This window comes from Rhodobacter sp. P1_C2 (genome assembly GCF_056406375.1).
The window spans coordinates 127,272-141,809 of sequence record NZ_JBFUAG010000013.1; the positions used below are offsets into that span (position 1 = coordinate 127,272).

Below are 14,538 nucleotides of genomic sequence, written 5' to 3' on the forward strand. Positions count from 1 at the left end.
CCTATATCTGGGGCTCAGGAGACCGTGCATGACCGACAGAACCCGCAGGATCGTAACCCTAGGCGGCAAGGAGGCTTTGAGCTTCCTGCAAGGCCTTGTCAGCAATGACGTTCTGCCCCTGGCCAAGGGGCCGGGCCTCGTCTGGACCGCCCTCCTGACGCCGCAGGGCAAGTATCTGGCCGATTTCTTCGTGGGCCGGATCGGCAACGCGCTGTTCCTCGACCTGCCCGAGGCGCTGGCTGATGCGACGCTGCGCCGCCTGACCCTGTACCGCCTGCGCGCCGATGTCAGCCTGACGCCCTCGGACTGGGTGGTCAGCCGCAGCCTCGGCGATGCGCCGCCCGGCGCCCTGCCCGACCCGCGGCATGACGCGATGGGCTGGCGCTTCTACGGCGCCCCGATGGAGACGCCCTCGGTCGACTGGGACGCGATCCGCGTCGCGCATCTGATCCCCGAGACCGGGATCGAGCTTCTCCCCGACGACAGCTATCTTCTGGAATCCGGCTTCGAGCGCCTGCATGGCGTCGACTTCCGCAAGGGCTGCTATGTCGGCCAGGAGGTCACGGCGCGGATGAAGCACAAGACCGAACTGCGCAAGGGCCTGGCACAGGTCGCCATCGCGGGCGCGGCCCCGGTCGGCACGTCGATCCTGGCCGAGGGGCGCGAGGTGGGGCGGCTTTTCACCCAAAGCGGCGGACGGGCGATCGCCCATCTGCGGCTCGACAAGGCCGAGGGCGAGATGTGGGCCGGCACGGCGCGGGTGACGCGGCTCTGATCTGCGGGCGGCCATGGGCGGAGTCGCGATTTTTCGTCGAAAAATCGAAAGGGGCGGGTCACGATTTTTCTGCGAAAAATCAAGGGTTGGCGCCCCGATTTTTCGCAGAAAAATCGGTTGTCCGGAACAAGATTCCTCAAGCCAGTGCCGCGAAATCCCGGGCGACCTGCTGCCAGACGGCCTCACAGCTCGCGGCGAGGAGCGTGCCTTTGACCCGCGCCGTGTCATAGGCACCGCCGTCGAGGAAGCGGACCACGCCCCCCGCGCCCTCCACCGCCAGGGCCCCTGCCGCGTGGTCCCAGGGGTGGGGCTCTGGGCTTGACAGCAGGAAATCGACATGGCCCTGCGCCAGGGTGCGGTATTCATGCGCCGTGCAGCGCAGGCTGGTCACGCGGGCATAGGCCAGCCCTGCCAGCGCCCCGGCCCTCTTGGCCTCGGCCGGGTAAAGGCCCAGGGGCAGGTAGCCACTCAACGCCGCGGGCGGTTTTGCGGGCGCGGTGCGCAGGGGCACGGTGCCGTGGCGGGTGGTCATCGTGGTGGGCTCGCCGCGCGCCGCTTCGATCCAGTCGTCGCAGATCGGATCATAGAGCAGGCCCCAGACCGGGCGCCCCCGTTTCACCACGGCGAGCAGCACGGCGAAGATCGCAAGGCCGCGCGCGAAGTTCCAGGTGCCATCGACCGGGTCGAGGATCACCGCCAGATCCGCCTCTCCCATCGCGGTCCGGAGCCTTGCGTCCAGTGCAACCCCCTCCTCGCCCAGCACCGGCACGCCCGGCCAATCGCGGGCGAGGGCCGCCGCGATGAAGGCCTCGGCCTCGGTATCGGCGACGGTGACCAAATCGTTCGGTCCGCTCTTTTCTGCGACATCTCCGGCGCTTAGCGCCCGAAACCTGGGCAGAATGCAAACGCGTGCCGCGGCGCGGACCGCCTCGCGCAGGGTGGCGGCGGGGATGGGGGCGTCCTGGTCTGGCACAGCTTAAAACCTTCTCGAAACCTTGATTGCGACCTCAACCCCCCTATATATCGCGGGAGGTCCCCCGGGGCGTCAACAAGATACGCGATGCTTGACACGAGCCATGCATAAAACGCATGACAGACATGTCGCGACGAGGATGACGAATCGTCTTCAAATCGTTACAAGCGCGGAACGTCAGAAAAGACAAGAGCAAGAAGTAGGACGCAAGATGGCCGATTTCATAGACAGCACTGCCTTCAACTTTGAACAAGGACAGCGCGCCCGCAAGCTTTTTGCGGCCGTGGTTCTGGCTGCGCTGGACGATGCAATTGCCGACGACAAGAAATACGGCAATGGCCCGGATCAGATCGCGCGTTGGGCGCGGTCGCGTGACGGGCGTGAGGTTTTGTCATGCGCCGGGATCGACCCGAACGAGCGCGTGGTCAAGGGCCTGATGGATTTCGTTGGCAAAGGGGTTCGCACCTCGGTGGCGCTGTCGCGGGAAGAAAGCGAACGTCGCCATGCATTGGAGCTGGATCAGGCAGAAGCTGCCTGATCTCTTCCAAGTTCAGCCAAGACAAGTATCGGCAAAACAAAAGCGCGTCCCTCGGGGCGCGCTTTTGTTTTGGGCGGCAGAAGGCTTGCGAAGATCAGCTGAGATCCTGCACCGCCAGCGAGCGGGCGATCTCGGCCCGGACCAGCTTGCGGATGTTGCGGGTGATCCTTTCGCCAAGGCCGCCCTGCAACTCCTCGCGGATCAGGTCGCGCACCAGTTCGCGCAGCACCTGTTCCGAAAAGATATCGTCTTCGGTTTGCGCCACACCGGGGATCACCTCGGCGGTGGCGACTTCGGGGTCGCGGGCGGGCGCGGCCTCTGCCTTGGTCAAGGGCTCGGCCGCCTCCGGCATCCCCAGATCGCGCAGGCCGGCGATCACCTCGGCCTCGGCGGCATCGGCCCAGGCTGCGGTGACGGCATCGGTCACGGCGTCGAGCGCCGGGGCCTCTTCGGCCTGCGGCGCGGCGGTTGCGGGGGAGGACGCCGCGGGCGGCGTGGCTGCGGCGGGCGTGGTCGCGGCGCTGTCAGAGCCGCGGGCGGCCCAGAGGTCCTGCATCGAGCGGCGGACGAAAACGAAATTGTCCCAGTTCAGCGCCTCGGTATCATCGCCGTTCTCGCCGGCTTCGGATTCCCAATCGAGGGCGGCACGCTGGTCGACGGCCTGGCTCAAAGCGGCCACGAGGTCAGGGGTCTTGGCCTGCGCCGCGGCACCCAACGCGGCGGAATGCGCGGCCTCCAGATGCAGGCGGGGCAAGGGGCCTTGCGGTTTGGCCAAAGGCGGCAGCATGGTGGCGGCGGAAGCGGCCAGGCTCGGCGCATCGGCGGACGGCGCGGCCTCGGCCGGCTTTGCCTCTCGCGAGGAGACGACGCGCAGGGCCGGCGTCAGGATCAGCTTGTCGGAGACGACGATGCGCGAGACGATCTGCGCCGCCGGGGCGCCGTCAGTCGGGGTGACCGCGGGGCTGCGCGGCGGCATCGGCGCGGGCCGCAGATCTTGCGAAACCAGACGCCGGATCGACGTCAGAACATCTTCTGTGGTGCCGGAAGTCATTGGCTCTGACATGTTTGCTCTGGTCCCGTTGCCGTCACTCATAAACATTCCCGCTTCTGTCTGGGCGGATTGCGGCAAGTCTATGGGAATAAAGGCCATCGCACAAGGAAGTGCGATGGCCAGCATTAACGATCGGCTAAACTGTGACGTTTATTTGCCCAGAGTCTTCAGAATCCGGTCAAGCTTTGCCCCCTGGGGCGAGGTGGCCGGGGCGTGTTTCACCGCGTTGTAATAGGCCTCGGGGTCGAAGGTCGGGATGCCCAGATGCAGCTTGTCGGCGGTCAGCAGGCCCATCGCCGACAGCAGCGAATACTGGCTGATGTAGAGGTTGGCCCCGGCCTGCAGCCGTGCCGTCTTGGCATTGAGCAGGGTCTGCTCGGCGCTCAGCACGTCCAGCGTGGTCCGGCTGCCGAGGGCGGCCTCCTGCTTGACGCCGTCATAGGCGGCCTGGGCGGCGCGGATCTGCTCGTCGCTGGCGCTGATCGAGGCGCGCGAGACGAGGATGTTCGACCAGGCCTTGCCCACCGACTCATCGACATTGACCCCGGTCTGCATCAGGGCGGCATGCGAGGCCTGCTGGTTGGCAATCGCCTGACGGAAGGCCGAGGACAGGCGTCCGCCGGCATAAAGCGTCTGGTTGAAGTCCAGCTCCACGCCCTCGGTCGGCGACTTGCCCGAATCCGCCGTGAAGGAGTTCGAGATCGAGGCCTTGCCGGTGATCGTCGGGCTCATCTGCTTCTTGGCGAGCAGCACGTTGAGATCGGAAGCCTTGGCCTGATGCTGCGACTGGATCACCGCCGGATGACCGCGCAACGCCACGCTGCGCGCCTCGGCCACGGTCTTGACCGGCGAGGGCGTGCGCGGCAGGGGCGCGAGGGTGCTGGGGTAATGGCCGATGGCGGCGTTGTAGCGTTCACGCGCCACGTTCAGGTTGCCCTGGGCCGCGGCCAGCGAGGCATTGGCCGAAGCCAGCTGCGCCTGGGCCAGGGCCACGTCGGTCCGGGTCACTTCGCCCACGTCGAACTTGTCCTGCGTCGCCTGCAAGTCCTGGCTGACCAGATGGACGTTGGATTGCTGCGCCCCGACCAGTTGCAGCTGCAGGGCCATGTTCACATAGGCCGAGACCGCATCCAGCAGCACCTGCTGTTCGACATTGACCAGCGAGGAGCGCGAGGCCAGCACCAGTTCATCCTTCAGCGCGATCGTGGTTCGGTTGCGCCCGAAGTCAAAGAGCGTCAGCGAGGCGGTCAGGCTCATCACGCCGCTGGCCGAGGTGACGCGCCCGGGTGCCGCGAAAAGCGAGGTCGGCTCGCCGCGGCTGTCCACGATCGAGGTGGCAAAGCTCACCACCGGCAGCAGCGTGCCAACCGCCGTGGCCAGATCCTCGTCCGCCGCCCGCAGCACCGCCTGATTCTGCTCCAGCAGATGCGAGTTGCGATAGGCCGAGATCAGGGCATCGGTCAGGGTTTCCGCCCAAAGCGCACCGGGCGCAAAAGAGACCGCACCAAGAAGCAGGGCACTCAGGACTTTCCGCATCATCCACCTCATCGGACCGCGCCCTTCGCGGGGCGCATTGCGCCGGGCTTTGTGGCCCTGGCATTGAAGACCCGCGCTCGGAGGAGCCCGGACCTTAGAGAACGAAGCCGCGCTGCGCCTCGAACCCCGGCAGCACCGGAGCGGTCGCATTGAAGCAAAAACGCCAGCTGATCTTGCCGTCCAGCTTGTGGCCGATCCGGGCGATGCCCAGGGCGGCCTCCATGAAGATCACCCCGATCCGGCCGCCTTCCTTCAGCTGCGCCTCAAGCGCCGCCGGAAAGGCCTCCGCCCCGCCCTCGACGAGGATGATGTCGTAGGGTCCGTCGCTGGCCGCACCGGCGGTCAGCGGCCCGGTCACGACCTTGGCCAGACCTTCCAGCTTCTGCGCGGCCAGAGCGGCCATCGCGGCATCTTCCTCGACGGCGACGACATCACAGCCCATCTCGGCCAGAACCGCGCTGGAATAGCCAAGGCCGGCGCCAAGATCGAGCACCTTCTCCCCCGGCGTCACGTCAAGCGCATCGAGAAGCTTGGCAAGGCTGCGCGCCTCCAGCACCACGCGGCGCGGCGCGAGCGGGATGTTGTTGCCGACATAGGCGGCTTCGCGGGCGGCCTCGGGCACGAAATGCTCGCGCGGGACGGCAAGCATGGCCGCAATGATCGGGAATTTGGTCACGTCCTGCGGGCGCACCTGGGTATCGACCATCATCACGCGGCGGGCGGAAAAATCACTCATCTGGCTCGATTCCGGCAAAGGCTGGGTTATCCTGATGTCACGCAGCGCCATCATGCGCTGCATGTTGCGGCCTGTCTTGCCACAGTTGGAATGAAGGAGCAACCGGTCAGCACCGCCAAGTGCTTCGGATCGCGGCAAAACATGGCATCAATCGGCGAGGCTGCCAAAAAGACGCTCACGATGTTCGGAGAGGTAGATGCGCAGCCAGGGGGTGAAGCGGGCCGGGTCCTCGGCAATCGCGGCATCGAGTTCGGCCAGCGTCATCCATGTCGTATCGGCCACTTCCTCGGGGTCGGGCCACAGGACCGGGCGCAGGGGCGCCTTGGCCATGAAGACGCTGACCACCTCATGCTCGATCAGGTCATTGCCAACATCGGCGCGGTATTCGACCATGCCGGCCGGGCGGACGGCAAGGCCGGAGATGCCCAGCTCTTCCTGCAGACGGCGACGCGCGCAGGCATTGTCCGCCTCGCCCCAGCGCGGATGGGTGCAGCAGGTATTGGCCCAGAGCCCGCCCGAGTGGTACTTGCCGAAAGCGCGCTGCTGCAAAAGGATGTGGTCGCCCTCCATCACAAAGACCGAAACCGCCTTGTGGCGCAGGCCCTGGCGATGGACGCTGAGCTTTTCCACCGGCGTCAGACGCCCCGCCACCCAGGCCGGGATCATCTCTTCTGTCTCGTCAAGCGTCATCATGGGCCCTTGGTTAGCCCGCCGGGTTTTTGGCCGCAACCCCCAGACCTTTGGCAGCCCTGCCGACCTTTCGCTGGCTTGCTGACGTTTCGTTAACGGCTCTGGCGCAAGCTGGGCGGGTCACCAGAACGGAGGACCCGATGATCGAACCCGCAGCCGAAGGCCTGACCCGCCACCAGATCGAAACCGCCCTGTCCGACATCCGCCGCGAAATGGCCCGGCTGAAGCGGCGCGAGGCGCTGCTGATCGGCGATGCCGCCGAAGCGGCCCGCACCGGCCCCCGCCCCGGCTGGCCGATGCGGCGCAGCCCTGCGCCGGATCAGAGCATCGGCGCCATGATCTCGACCTCGGAACCGTCGCGGATCGCGGTATAGAAACAGCTGCGCCGGTTGGTGTGGCAGGCAGGCCCGGTCTGGCGCACCACCGCCAGCAGGCTGTCGCGGTCGCAATCGATCCGCAGCTCGACCAGTTCCTGCACATGGCCCGAGCTTTCGCCCTTGGCCCAGAAGCTCTGGCGCGAGCGCGACCAATAGGTGACATGCCCGGTCTCCAGCGTCTTCGCCACCGAGGCCGCATTCATCCAGGCGAACATCAGGATCTCGCCGCTGCCTTCCTCCTGCGCGATGCAGGGGATCAGGCCCTGGGCATCAAATTTCAGCGTGGCGGGGTCAAAGACCATCGGGATCTCCTTGGCGAACGGGCGTGTCGGGCCTATCTAGGCGAGGAGCAACCGCCGGACCAGAGCGAAAGACCCGCCATGAGCGACACCGACCTTGTCAAACTCTACTCCGGCCGCATCCTGGCGCTGGCCGCCGATATCCCGCATCTCGGCCATCTCGAGGCGCCCTCGGGCTCGGCCCGCAAACGCTCGCCGCTCTGCGGTTCGACGATCGGGGTGGATGTGGTGATGCAGGACGGCAAGGTGGCCGACTTTGCCCAGGATGTGCGCGCCTGTGCCCTGGGTCAGGCCTCTGCCGCCGTGCTGGGCGAGGTGGTGATCGGCCGCAGCAAGGCCGAGCTTGAGGCCGCGCGCGACGCGCTTTCGGCCATGCTGAAAGCCGGCGGCCCCGTCCCCGCCGCCCCCTTTGACGGCTACGAAGTGCTGATCCCGGCCCGTGAGTACAAGAATCGCCACGCCTCGATCCTCCTGGCGCTGGAGGCCACGGTCGAGGCCATCGCCGCCGCCGAAGCCAAGGCAGCCGTCGGCGTCTGACCCTTGTCCCATAAAAAACCGCCGCGCATCCTTGGGGGATGGCGGCGGAAGTGGCGTTTCATTCATGCGGGCGGGACAGGCGTCAGGCAACGCGGCCGGCAGAAACGCAGGCAGAACACAGCGGCAGATCAGGCAACGCCCGACAGGGTCAGGCCCAGAAACAGCACCATGAACAGGGTGGCGACACCGGCCACATCTTCAACATCGGCCCCGAGGGCGGCGAACTGGCGGGCGATACGAGCAAACATCGGCGTCTCCGTAGGATTCAGGGTGTTTCCGTTTCTGTTGCTCGATTGTTCTCATATCATTAACCACCTGTAAAGAACTTTTTGAGAACTTATGCGGAACAAACCCTAACCAACCGTCAGTAGCCGGATCGCCCGGTCCTGATCCAACAGCCACAGCAGACCCCGCGCCGCCCGCCCCCTCGGGCTTTCAAGGGCGGGGTCCTCCGCCAGAAGCCGCCGCGCATCGCTTTGCGCCACGGCCATCAAACCCGCCTGCCGTTCCAGATCCGCGATGCGAAAGCGCGGCAGGCCGGATTGAGCCGTGCCGATCAGATCGCCCGCGCCACGCATCGTCAGATCCTCCTCGGCGATGCGAAAGCCGTCCTCGGTGTCGCGGATCACCTTGAGCCGCCGCTCCCCCGAGGCGCCGAGCGGCGCCTGGTAAAGCAGAAGGCAGGTCGATTCGGCGCTGCCCCGCCCGACCCGCCCGCGCAGCTGGTGCAGCTGGGCCAGACCGAAGACCTCGGCCCGCTCGATCACCATGATCGAGGCATTGGGCACGTTGACCCCGACCTCGATCACCGTGGTGGCGACCAGAACCTTGGTCTCCCCCGCCACGAAGCGCGCCATGGCGGCATCCTTCTCGGCCGGCGGCATCTGGCCGTGAACCATACCCACCACATCGCCGAAGGCCGCGCGCAGCGAGGCAAAGCGCGCCTCGGCGCTGGCATAGTCCATCACCTCCGAATCCTCGACCAGCGGGCAGACCCAATAGGCCTGCCGCCCCTCGGCCACCGCCTTGGCGAGATGGCCCACCACCTCCTCCATCCGCGCATCCGAGATCAGGGCGGTGCGGATCGGCTTCCGACCCGCCGGCTTTTCATCCAGCACCGACACATCCATGTCGCCATAAGAGGCCAGCGCCAGGCTGCGCGGGATCGGCGTGGCCGTCATCACCAGCACATCCGCCGCCTGCCCCTTGGACCCAAGCTCCATCCGCTGCGCCACGCCGAAGCGGTGCTGTTCGTCGACGACGGCCAGCCGAAGATCATGAAATTGCACGTCTTTCTGGAAGACGGCATGGGTGCCCACCAAAATCTCGATCGCACCCGAGGCGAGGTCGGCCAACTTCTTCGCCCGCTCCCCCCCCTTGTCGCGGCCCGACAGCATCTCCAGCCTGACCCCGGCGCTTTGGGCGAGCGGCGCCAAACCGTCGAAATGCTGCCGGGCGAGGATCTCGGTCGGCGCCATCATCACACCCTGCCCGCCCGCCTCCACCGCGATCAGCAAAGCCTGAAAGGCGACCAGCGTCTTGCCCGAGCCGACATCGCCCTGCAAAAGCCGGTTCATCCGCAGGGGTGAGGCCAGGTCGGCGGCAATCTCCGCCACCGCGCGAACCTGTGCGCCGGTCGGCTGATAAGGCAAGGATTGCAAGACCTTGCGCTGCAATCTTCCATCGCCGAGGCTCGACCGTCCCTTGCCCCGCCGCAGGGCTGCACGGGCCAGCGACAGGGTCAGCTGATGGGCAAAAAGCTCGTCATAGGCCAGCCGCGCCCGCGCCGGCGCCTCGGGGAGAAGGTCGATCGCGCCTTCGGGCCGATGCGCCGCCACCAGGGCCGTGCGCCAATCCGGCCAGTTCTCCCGCGCCTTGAGCGGCCCGTCGATCCATTCCGGCATCTCGGGCGTGCGCGCCAAGGCGCCCGCGACCCCCTTGGCGATCTGTTTTTGCGTGACGCCCGCGGTCAGGGGATAGACCGGCTCGAAGGCAGGTAGCGCCTTGGCCTCTTCGGGGCGCAGCACATGATCGGGGTGAACCATCTGTCCAACCCCATCAAAAATCTCGATTTTCCCGGAGACGACGCGCCTTTGCCCGGTCGGCAACAGCTCGCGCAGGTAATCGGCACGGGCGTGAAAGAAGACAAGCTGGAACTCCGTCTCGGCATCCTGCACGTTCACGCGGTAGGGCCGACCCTTCTGCCGCGGCGGGATATGCAGGCCGACCTCCACCTCCACCGTCACCACCGCCGGCGCCTCCACCGCGCGGATCGAGGGTTTGCGGCTGCGGTCCACCCCGGAATGCGGCAGAAGGAACAGAAAATCCTTAGGCTTTTCAACGCCCAAAGGCTCCAGCGCTTTGGCGGTCTTGGGCCCGATCCCTTCCAGCGTGTCCAGCGCGGCGTAAAGCGGAAACAGGATTTCCGGACGGCTCATGAAAGGCCCGCGAGCGCGATCCAGGCGTCTTCGTCGATCATCTTCACACCGAGCCGTTCGGCATCCTTGGCCTTGGAGCCCGCCCCCGGCCCCGCGATCACCAGATCGGTGCGCGCCGAGACCGAGCCCGCCACCTTGGCCCCCATCGCCTCGGCCCTTGCCTTGGCCTCGGCCCGGCTCATCTTCTCCAGCGTGCCGGTGAAGACGAGGGTTTTCCCTGCAATATCAGAGGCAACCACCGCCCGCGCCGCCACGGGCTGCACCTCCAGCGCGGAGACCAGCGCGTCGATCGCGGCGCGTTCGGCCGGGTTGCGGAAAGCGTCGGTCAGGCTTTGCGCCAGAACCTCGCCGATGCCGTCGACCGAGAGAAGATCGTCCCATTCCGGCGTGCCCGGGCTTGCCACGGTCACGGCGGCCTCAAACGCTGGCCAGGTGCCGTAATGGCGCGCGATGACGCCTGAGGCCACCTCGCCCACATGGCGGATGCCGAGGGAGAAGATCAGCCGGTCGAGCGGGATGCGCCGCCGTGCCTCGATCGCGGCGAAAAGGTTGGTGACGGATTTCTCGCCGAAACCATCGCGATTCTTCAGCTTTTTCAGAGGGCTGGCCGCGTCTCTTGCAGCAAGGGTGAAGATGTCTGCCGGCTGTTTGATCGGCAGATCGGGGTCGGCATAGAACATTTCGATCTGCTTGGCCCCGAGGCCCTCGATGTCAAAGGCGCCACGGCTGACAAAATGCTTCAATCTTTCCACACCCTGCGCCGGGCAGATCAGACCCCCGGTGCAGCGGCGGACGGAATCGCCCGGCTCGCGGTGCGCGACGCTGCCGCATTCCGGGCAAATCTGCGGAAAAACATAGGGTTGCGCGCCGTCCTTGCGTTGGCTCAGGTCGGTGTCGGCGATCTTGGGGATCACATCGCCCGCACGGTAGACCTGTACCCAGTCGCCCTCGCGGATGTCCTTGCCCTCGCGGATCGGGTTGCCCTTGGAATCGCGACCGGCGATGTAATCCTCGTTGTGCAGCGTCGCGTTGGAGACGACGACCCCGCCCACCGTCACCGGCTGCAACCGCGCCACGGGCGAAAGGGCCCCGGTGCGGCCGACCTGAATCTCGATCGCCAGCAGCCGGGTCCAGGCCAGTTCGGCCGGGAACTTATGCGCAATCGCCCAGCGGGGGGTGGAGGATCGGAAGCCGAGCCGCCCCTGCAGGCCGAGGTCGTTGACCTTGTAGACCACGCCGTCGATATCATAGCCGAGGGTCGCGCGCTGCGCCTCGATCTTGCGGTATTGCGCGATCAAATCTGCTGGATTCTCGCAGAGTACCGTCAAGGGATTTACCTGAAATCCCAAGTCCTTGAAGCGCGCAATTGATGCAAGCTGCGAAGTCCCGAGCGGTTCGGAGATCTCGCCCCAGGCATAGGCGAAAAAGCGCAGCGGCCGGGCGGCGGTGATCGTCGGATCAAGCTGCCGCAAGGAGCCGGCAGCGGCATTGCGCGGGTTGGCAAAGGTCTTTTCACCGCGTTCGGTCTGGCGCAGGTTGAGGGCTGCGAAATCTTCATGCGACATATAGACCTCGCCCCGCACCTCCAGCACATCGGGCGCCCCGGTCAGGCTGTGCGGGATATCGGCGATCGTGCGGGCATTGGCGGTCACATCCTCGCCCGTCTCGCCATCGCCACGCGTGGCGGCCTGGACCAGACGGCCCGCCTCATAGCGCAGGTTCAGCGAGAGGCCGTCGATCTTCGGCTCCGCCGTATAGGTCACATGGCCGAGCCCGAGGAATTTCTTCACCCGGTCGTCGAAATCCACCACGTCGCTTTCGGCGAAAGCATTCTCCAGGCTCAGCATCCGCACCCGATGCGGCACCTTGCCAAAGCCCGAGGCCGGCGTTGCCCCGACTCGGTCCGTGGGGCTGTCCGCGCGCTTCAGGGCCGGAAACTGCGCCTCGATCGCAGCGTTGCGGCGCTTGAGCGTGTCATAGTCCGCGTCCGAAATCTCGGGCGCATCCAGCGTGTGATAGGCGGTATTCGCCGCTGTCAGCGCCTGGGCCAGCCGGTCCAGTTCGGCACGCGCCTCGGCCTCGGTCAGATCTTCCACCCGCTTGTCCATCATCCGCCCCTCTGCTCGCGCCATAGGTTTACGGGCGGTCAGCGCGGATTTCCAGCCTCAGGCGCTGGCGGCCAGGCGCGGCACCTCGCCCATCGAAGGTTCGCGCAGCACATAGCCGCGGCCCCAGACGGTTTCGATGTAATTGTGGCCCCCCGTCGCCTCGGCCAGCTTCTTGCGCAGCTTGCAGATGAAAACGTCGATGATCTTCAGCTCCGGCTCGTCCATGCCGCCGTAGAGATGGTTAAGAAACATCTCCTTGGTCAGGGTAGTGCCCTTGCGCAGGCTGAGCAGTTCCAGCATCTGGTATTCCTTGCCGGTCAGATGCACCGCGGCCCCTTCGACATCGACGGTCTTGGCATCGAGATTGACCTGGACCTTGCCGGTCCGGATCACCGATTGCGAATGACCCTTGGAGCGGCGGATGATCGCATGGATGCGGGCCACCAATTCCTCGCGGTGAAAGGGTTTGGTCAGGTAATCATCCGCGCCAAAGCCGAAGCCCTTGATTTTGTTCTCTGTATCGTCGGAACCCGAGAGGATCAGGATCGGCGTTTCGATCCGGGCAAGCCGCAATTGGCGCAATACCTCGTGGCCCGACATATCGGGCAGGTTCAAATCCAGCAGAATGAGATCGTAATCATAAAGCTTCGCCAGATCGATGCCGTCTTCCCCAAGATCTGTGCAATAGACATTAAGATTCGCATGTGTCAGCATCAATTCGATGCTGCGAGAGGTCGTAGGGTCGTCTTCCACCAGCAGTATACGCATCTTTCAGAACTCCGTCTCGACTGTCCATTAACGACTTTGGCGGGCAATGGTTAATCAAGAGTTACTCTGCCAGAACGATTTCGGAAAACAACTTAAAGTTGTCGATACTTCTGGATAGTCGTGACGCGCAGGGCCTTGTCCCCGTATTTTTCGACGGCATCGCGCCAAAGCGCAAACTCCTCCTCCGACAGGGCGTAGCGGTCCAGCGCCTCGGCCTCGGGAATCAGCCCGTAAAGCACCGCCTTGACCACCACGGCCTTGCGACTGGCCACCCAGCGGCGCGTATCGGGTGGGGGCAGATCGGCACGGCTCAGGATGCTGCCATCCGGCAATGTGACCTGGCGCGGGCCATCGACTTTCTTGAGATACATGGGGCTATCCTCGTCCAACGGGGCCAAAATGCCCCAGCGTCCTTAAGCAAGGGTGAAGCGAGGGGTTGAGACTGCGCGGCATTTTCCTATATTGCGGGTCTAAATCCTCAACTTGGCCGCAATCATGCTGGACGTAAAACTAAATTCTCTTGGGCTTCCCAAGGCCCCGGCGGATACCCGCGTCGTTGTGGCCATGTCGGGTGGCGTCGATTCGTCGGTCGTGGCGGCGATGCTGAAGGAAGAAGGCTATGACGTGGTGGGCGTCACGCTGCAGCTTTATGACCATGGCGCAGCGCTGGCCAAGAAGGGCGCCTGCTGTGCCGGGCGCGACATCCATGATGCCCGCCGGGTGGCCGAACAGATGGGCTTCCCGCATTACGTCCTCGATTACGAGAACACCTTCCGCGAGGCGGTGATGGAAGAGTTCGCCGACGCCTATCTGTCCGGCGCCACCCCCGTCCCCTGCATCCGCTGCAACGAGCGCGTCAAGTTCAAGGATCTCCTGGCCACCGCCAAGGATCTGAACGCCGATTGCATGGCCACCGGCCATTACATCCAGCGCAAGATAGGCGCCGGCCCCGAACTGCACCGCGCCGCCGATGCCAACCGCGACCAAAGCTATTTCCTCTTCTCGACCACGCCCGACCAGCTCGATTACCTGCGCTTCCCGCTCGGCCACCTCGGCTCCAAGGCGGAAACCCGGGCGCTGGCGGCGAAATACGGGCTTTCGGTCGCCGACAAGCCCGACAGCCAGGACATCTGCTTCGTGCCCAACGGCAATTACGCCGCGGTGATCGAAAAGCTGCGCCCCGGCGCCGCCGACCCCGGCGAGATCGTCGATCTGGCGGGCAATGTCCTCGGCCAGCACAATGGCGTCATCCATTACACCGTCGGCCAGCGCCGCGGCATCGGCGTCGGCGGGCTGGAAGAGCCGATCTATGTCCTGCGCCTCGACCCGGAAACCCGCCGCGTCGTGGTCGGCCCGAAATCGGCGCTGGCCACCCGGATCATCCCGGTGCGCGAGATCAACTGGCTCGGCGACGCCCCCTTCGACGGGCAGGAGCATCACATCGAGGTCAAGGTCCGCTCGACCCGCCCGCCGCGCGCCGCGATCATCCGCCCGCTGTCGCCCACCACGGCCGAGGTCGAACTCCTCGACCCCGAGGATGGCGTCTCCGCCGGTCAGGCCTGCGTCTTCTACGCCCCGAACTCGACCCGCGTCCTCGGCGGCGGCTGGGTCTGGCGCGGCAAGTAACCCTTTCATACTGGCACAAATATCCACTGGGGTTTCTCAAGGGGAGGCGTGCCTCCCCTTGAGGCGGGGGGTGCGGGGGGCGGCAG

Annotated in this window: 15 protein-coding genes; 5 read left to right on the plus strand and 10 right to left on the minus strand. The window is 65.6% G+C overall.

From position 1 onward, the window contains the following. Nucleotides 1–28: 28 nt before the first annotated feature. A complete protein-coding gene (gene ygfZ, locus AC1DZT_RS20300; protein ID WP_478008466.1) occupies nt 29–775 on the plus strand; it encodes a CAF17-like 4Fe-4S cluster assembly/insertion protein YgfZ in 747 nt (248 codons plus the stop codon). Between the two features lie 136 nt (nt 776–911). On the opposite strand, the gene AC1DZT_RS20305 is transcribed toward ygfZ, so the two are convergent. After that, the gene (locus AC1DZT_RS20305; protein ID WP_478008467.1) at nt 912–1,748 is read right to left on the minus strand and encodes an inositol monophosphatase family protein; all 837 of its coding nucleotides are present in this window, start codon (nt 1,746–1,748) and stop codon (nt 912–914) included. 211 nt (nt 1,749–1,959) lie between these two features. Here AC1DZT_RS20305 and AC1DZT_RS20310 point away from each other — a divergent pair, with 211 nt between their 5' ends. Then, nucleotides 1,960–2,286 carry a DUF6280 family protein gene (locus AC1DZT_RS20310; protein ID WP_477999622.1) on the plus strand — a complete coding sequence of 109 codons (327 nt, stop codon included), beginning with the start codon at nt 1,960–1,962 and terminating at the stop codon, nt 2,284–2,286. Nucleotides 2,287–2,380: 94 nt separating this feature from the next. Here the strand turns inward: AC1DZT_RS20310 and AC1DZT_RS20315 are convergent, their stop codons facing one another. The 4 genes from AC1DZT_RS20315 to AC1DZT_RS20330 form a co-directional block, all read right to left on the minus strand. Then, on the minus strand, nt 2,381–3,349 hold the full coding sequence (locus AC1DZT_RS20315; protein ID WP_478008468.1) for a hypothetical protein: 969 nt from the start codon (nt 3,347–3,349) through the stop codon (nt 2,381–2,383). A 138-nt stretch (nt 3,350–3,487) separates the two neighbouring features. Continuing rightward, on the minus strand, nt 3,488–4,873 hold the full coding sequence (locus tag AC1DZT_RS20320; protein ID WP_478008469.1) for a TolC family outer membrane protein: 1,386 nt from the start codon (nt 4,871–4,873) through the stop codon (nt 3,488–3,490). 94 nt (nt 4,874–4,967) lie between these two features. Further along, a complete protein-coding gene (locus tag AC1DZT_RS20325; protein WP_478008470.1) occupies nt 4,968–5,609 on the minus strand; it encodes a protein-L-isoaspartate O-methyltransferase family protein in 642 nt (213 codons plus the stop codon). 147 nt (nt 5,610–5,756) lie between these two features. Then, nucleotides 5,757–6,299 carry an isopentenyl-diphosphate Delta-isomerase gene (locus tag AC1DZT_RS20330; protein WP_478008471.1) on the minus strand — a complete coding sequence of 181 codons (543 nt, stop codon included), beginning with the start codon at nt 6,297–6,299 and terminating at the stop codon, nt 5,757–5,759. A 140-nt stretch (nt 6,300–6,439) separates the two neighbouring features. On the opposite strand from AC1DZT_RS20330, the gene AC1DZT_RS20335 reads away from it, so the two are divergent. Then, entirely contained in the window at nt 6,440–6,673 is a 234-nt protein-coding gene (locus AC1DZT_RS20335; protein ID WP_478008472.1) for a hypothetical protein, read from the plus strand. Here the strand turns inward: AC1DZT_RS20335 and hisI are convergent. Beyond that, nucleotides 6,619–6,978 carry a phosphoribosyl-AMP cyclohydrolase gene (hisI, locus tag AC1DZT_RS20340; RefSeq protein ID WP_478008473.1) on the minus strand — a complete coding sequence of 120 codons (360 nt, stop codon included), beginning with the start codon at nt 6,976–6,978 and terminating at the stop codon, nt 6,619–6,621. The genes AC1DZT_RS20335 and hisI overlap by 55 nt on opposite strands. A gap of 78 nt (nt 6,979–7,056) precedes the next feature. On the opposite strand from hisI, the gene AC1DZT_RS20345 reads away from it, so the two are divergent. Continuing rightward, nucleotides 7,057–7,512: an iron-sulfur cluster assembly scaffold protein gene (locus AC1DZT_RS20345; protein ID WP_478008474.1), complete on the plus strand. Its 456-nt coding sequence runs from the start codon at nt 7,057–7,059 to the stop codon at nt 7,510–7,512. Between the two features lie 353 nt (nt 7,513–7,865). On the opposite strand, the gene recG is transcribed toward AC1DZT_RS20345, so the two are convergent. The 4 genes from recG to sciP all read right to left on the minus strand — a co-directional run bounded on the left by recG (nt 7,866) and on the right by sciP (nt 13,197). Then, nucleotides 7,866–9,950: an ATP-dependent DNA helicase RecG gene (gene recG / locus AC1DZT_RS20350; protein WP_478008475.1), complete on the minus strand. Its 2,085-nt coding sequence runs from the start codon at nt 9,948–9,950 to the stop codon at nt 7,866–7,868. Next, nucleotides 9,947–12,061, minus strand: coding sequence for an NAD-dependent DNA ligase LigA (gene ligA / locus AC1DZT_RS20355; RefSeq protein WP_478008476.1), 2,115 nt, complete (start codon nt 12,059–12,061; stop codon nt 9,947–9,949). The genes recG and ligA overlap by 4 nt, the downstream gene beginning before the upstream one ends. 54 nt (nt 12,062–12,115) lie before the next feature. Beyond that, complete coding sequence (gene ctrA / locus AC1DZT_RS20360) at nt 12,116–12,826, minus strand: response regulator transcription factor CtrA (RefSeq protein WP_478008477.1); 711 nt, start codon at nt 12,824–12,826, stop codon at nt 12,116–12,118. Between the two features lie 92 nt (nt 12,827–12,918). Then, complete coding sequence (gene sciP, locus AC1DZT_RS20365) at nt 12,919–13,197, minus strand: CtrA inhibitor SciP (protein WP_478008478.1); 279 nt, start codon at nt 13,195–13,197, stop codon at nt 12,919–12,921. Nucleotides 13,198–13,321: 124 nt separating this feature from the next. Here sciP and mnmA point away from each other — a divergent pair, with 124 nt between their 5' ends. Next, nucleotides 13,322–14,452, plus strand: a complete 1,131-nt coding sequence (gene mnmA / locus AC1DZT_RS20370; RefSeq protein WP_478008479.1) for a tRNA 2-thiouridine(34) synthase MnmA — start codon at nt 13,322–13,324, stop codon at nt 14,450–14,452. Nucleotides 14,453–14,538: the final 86 nt, after the last annotated feature.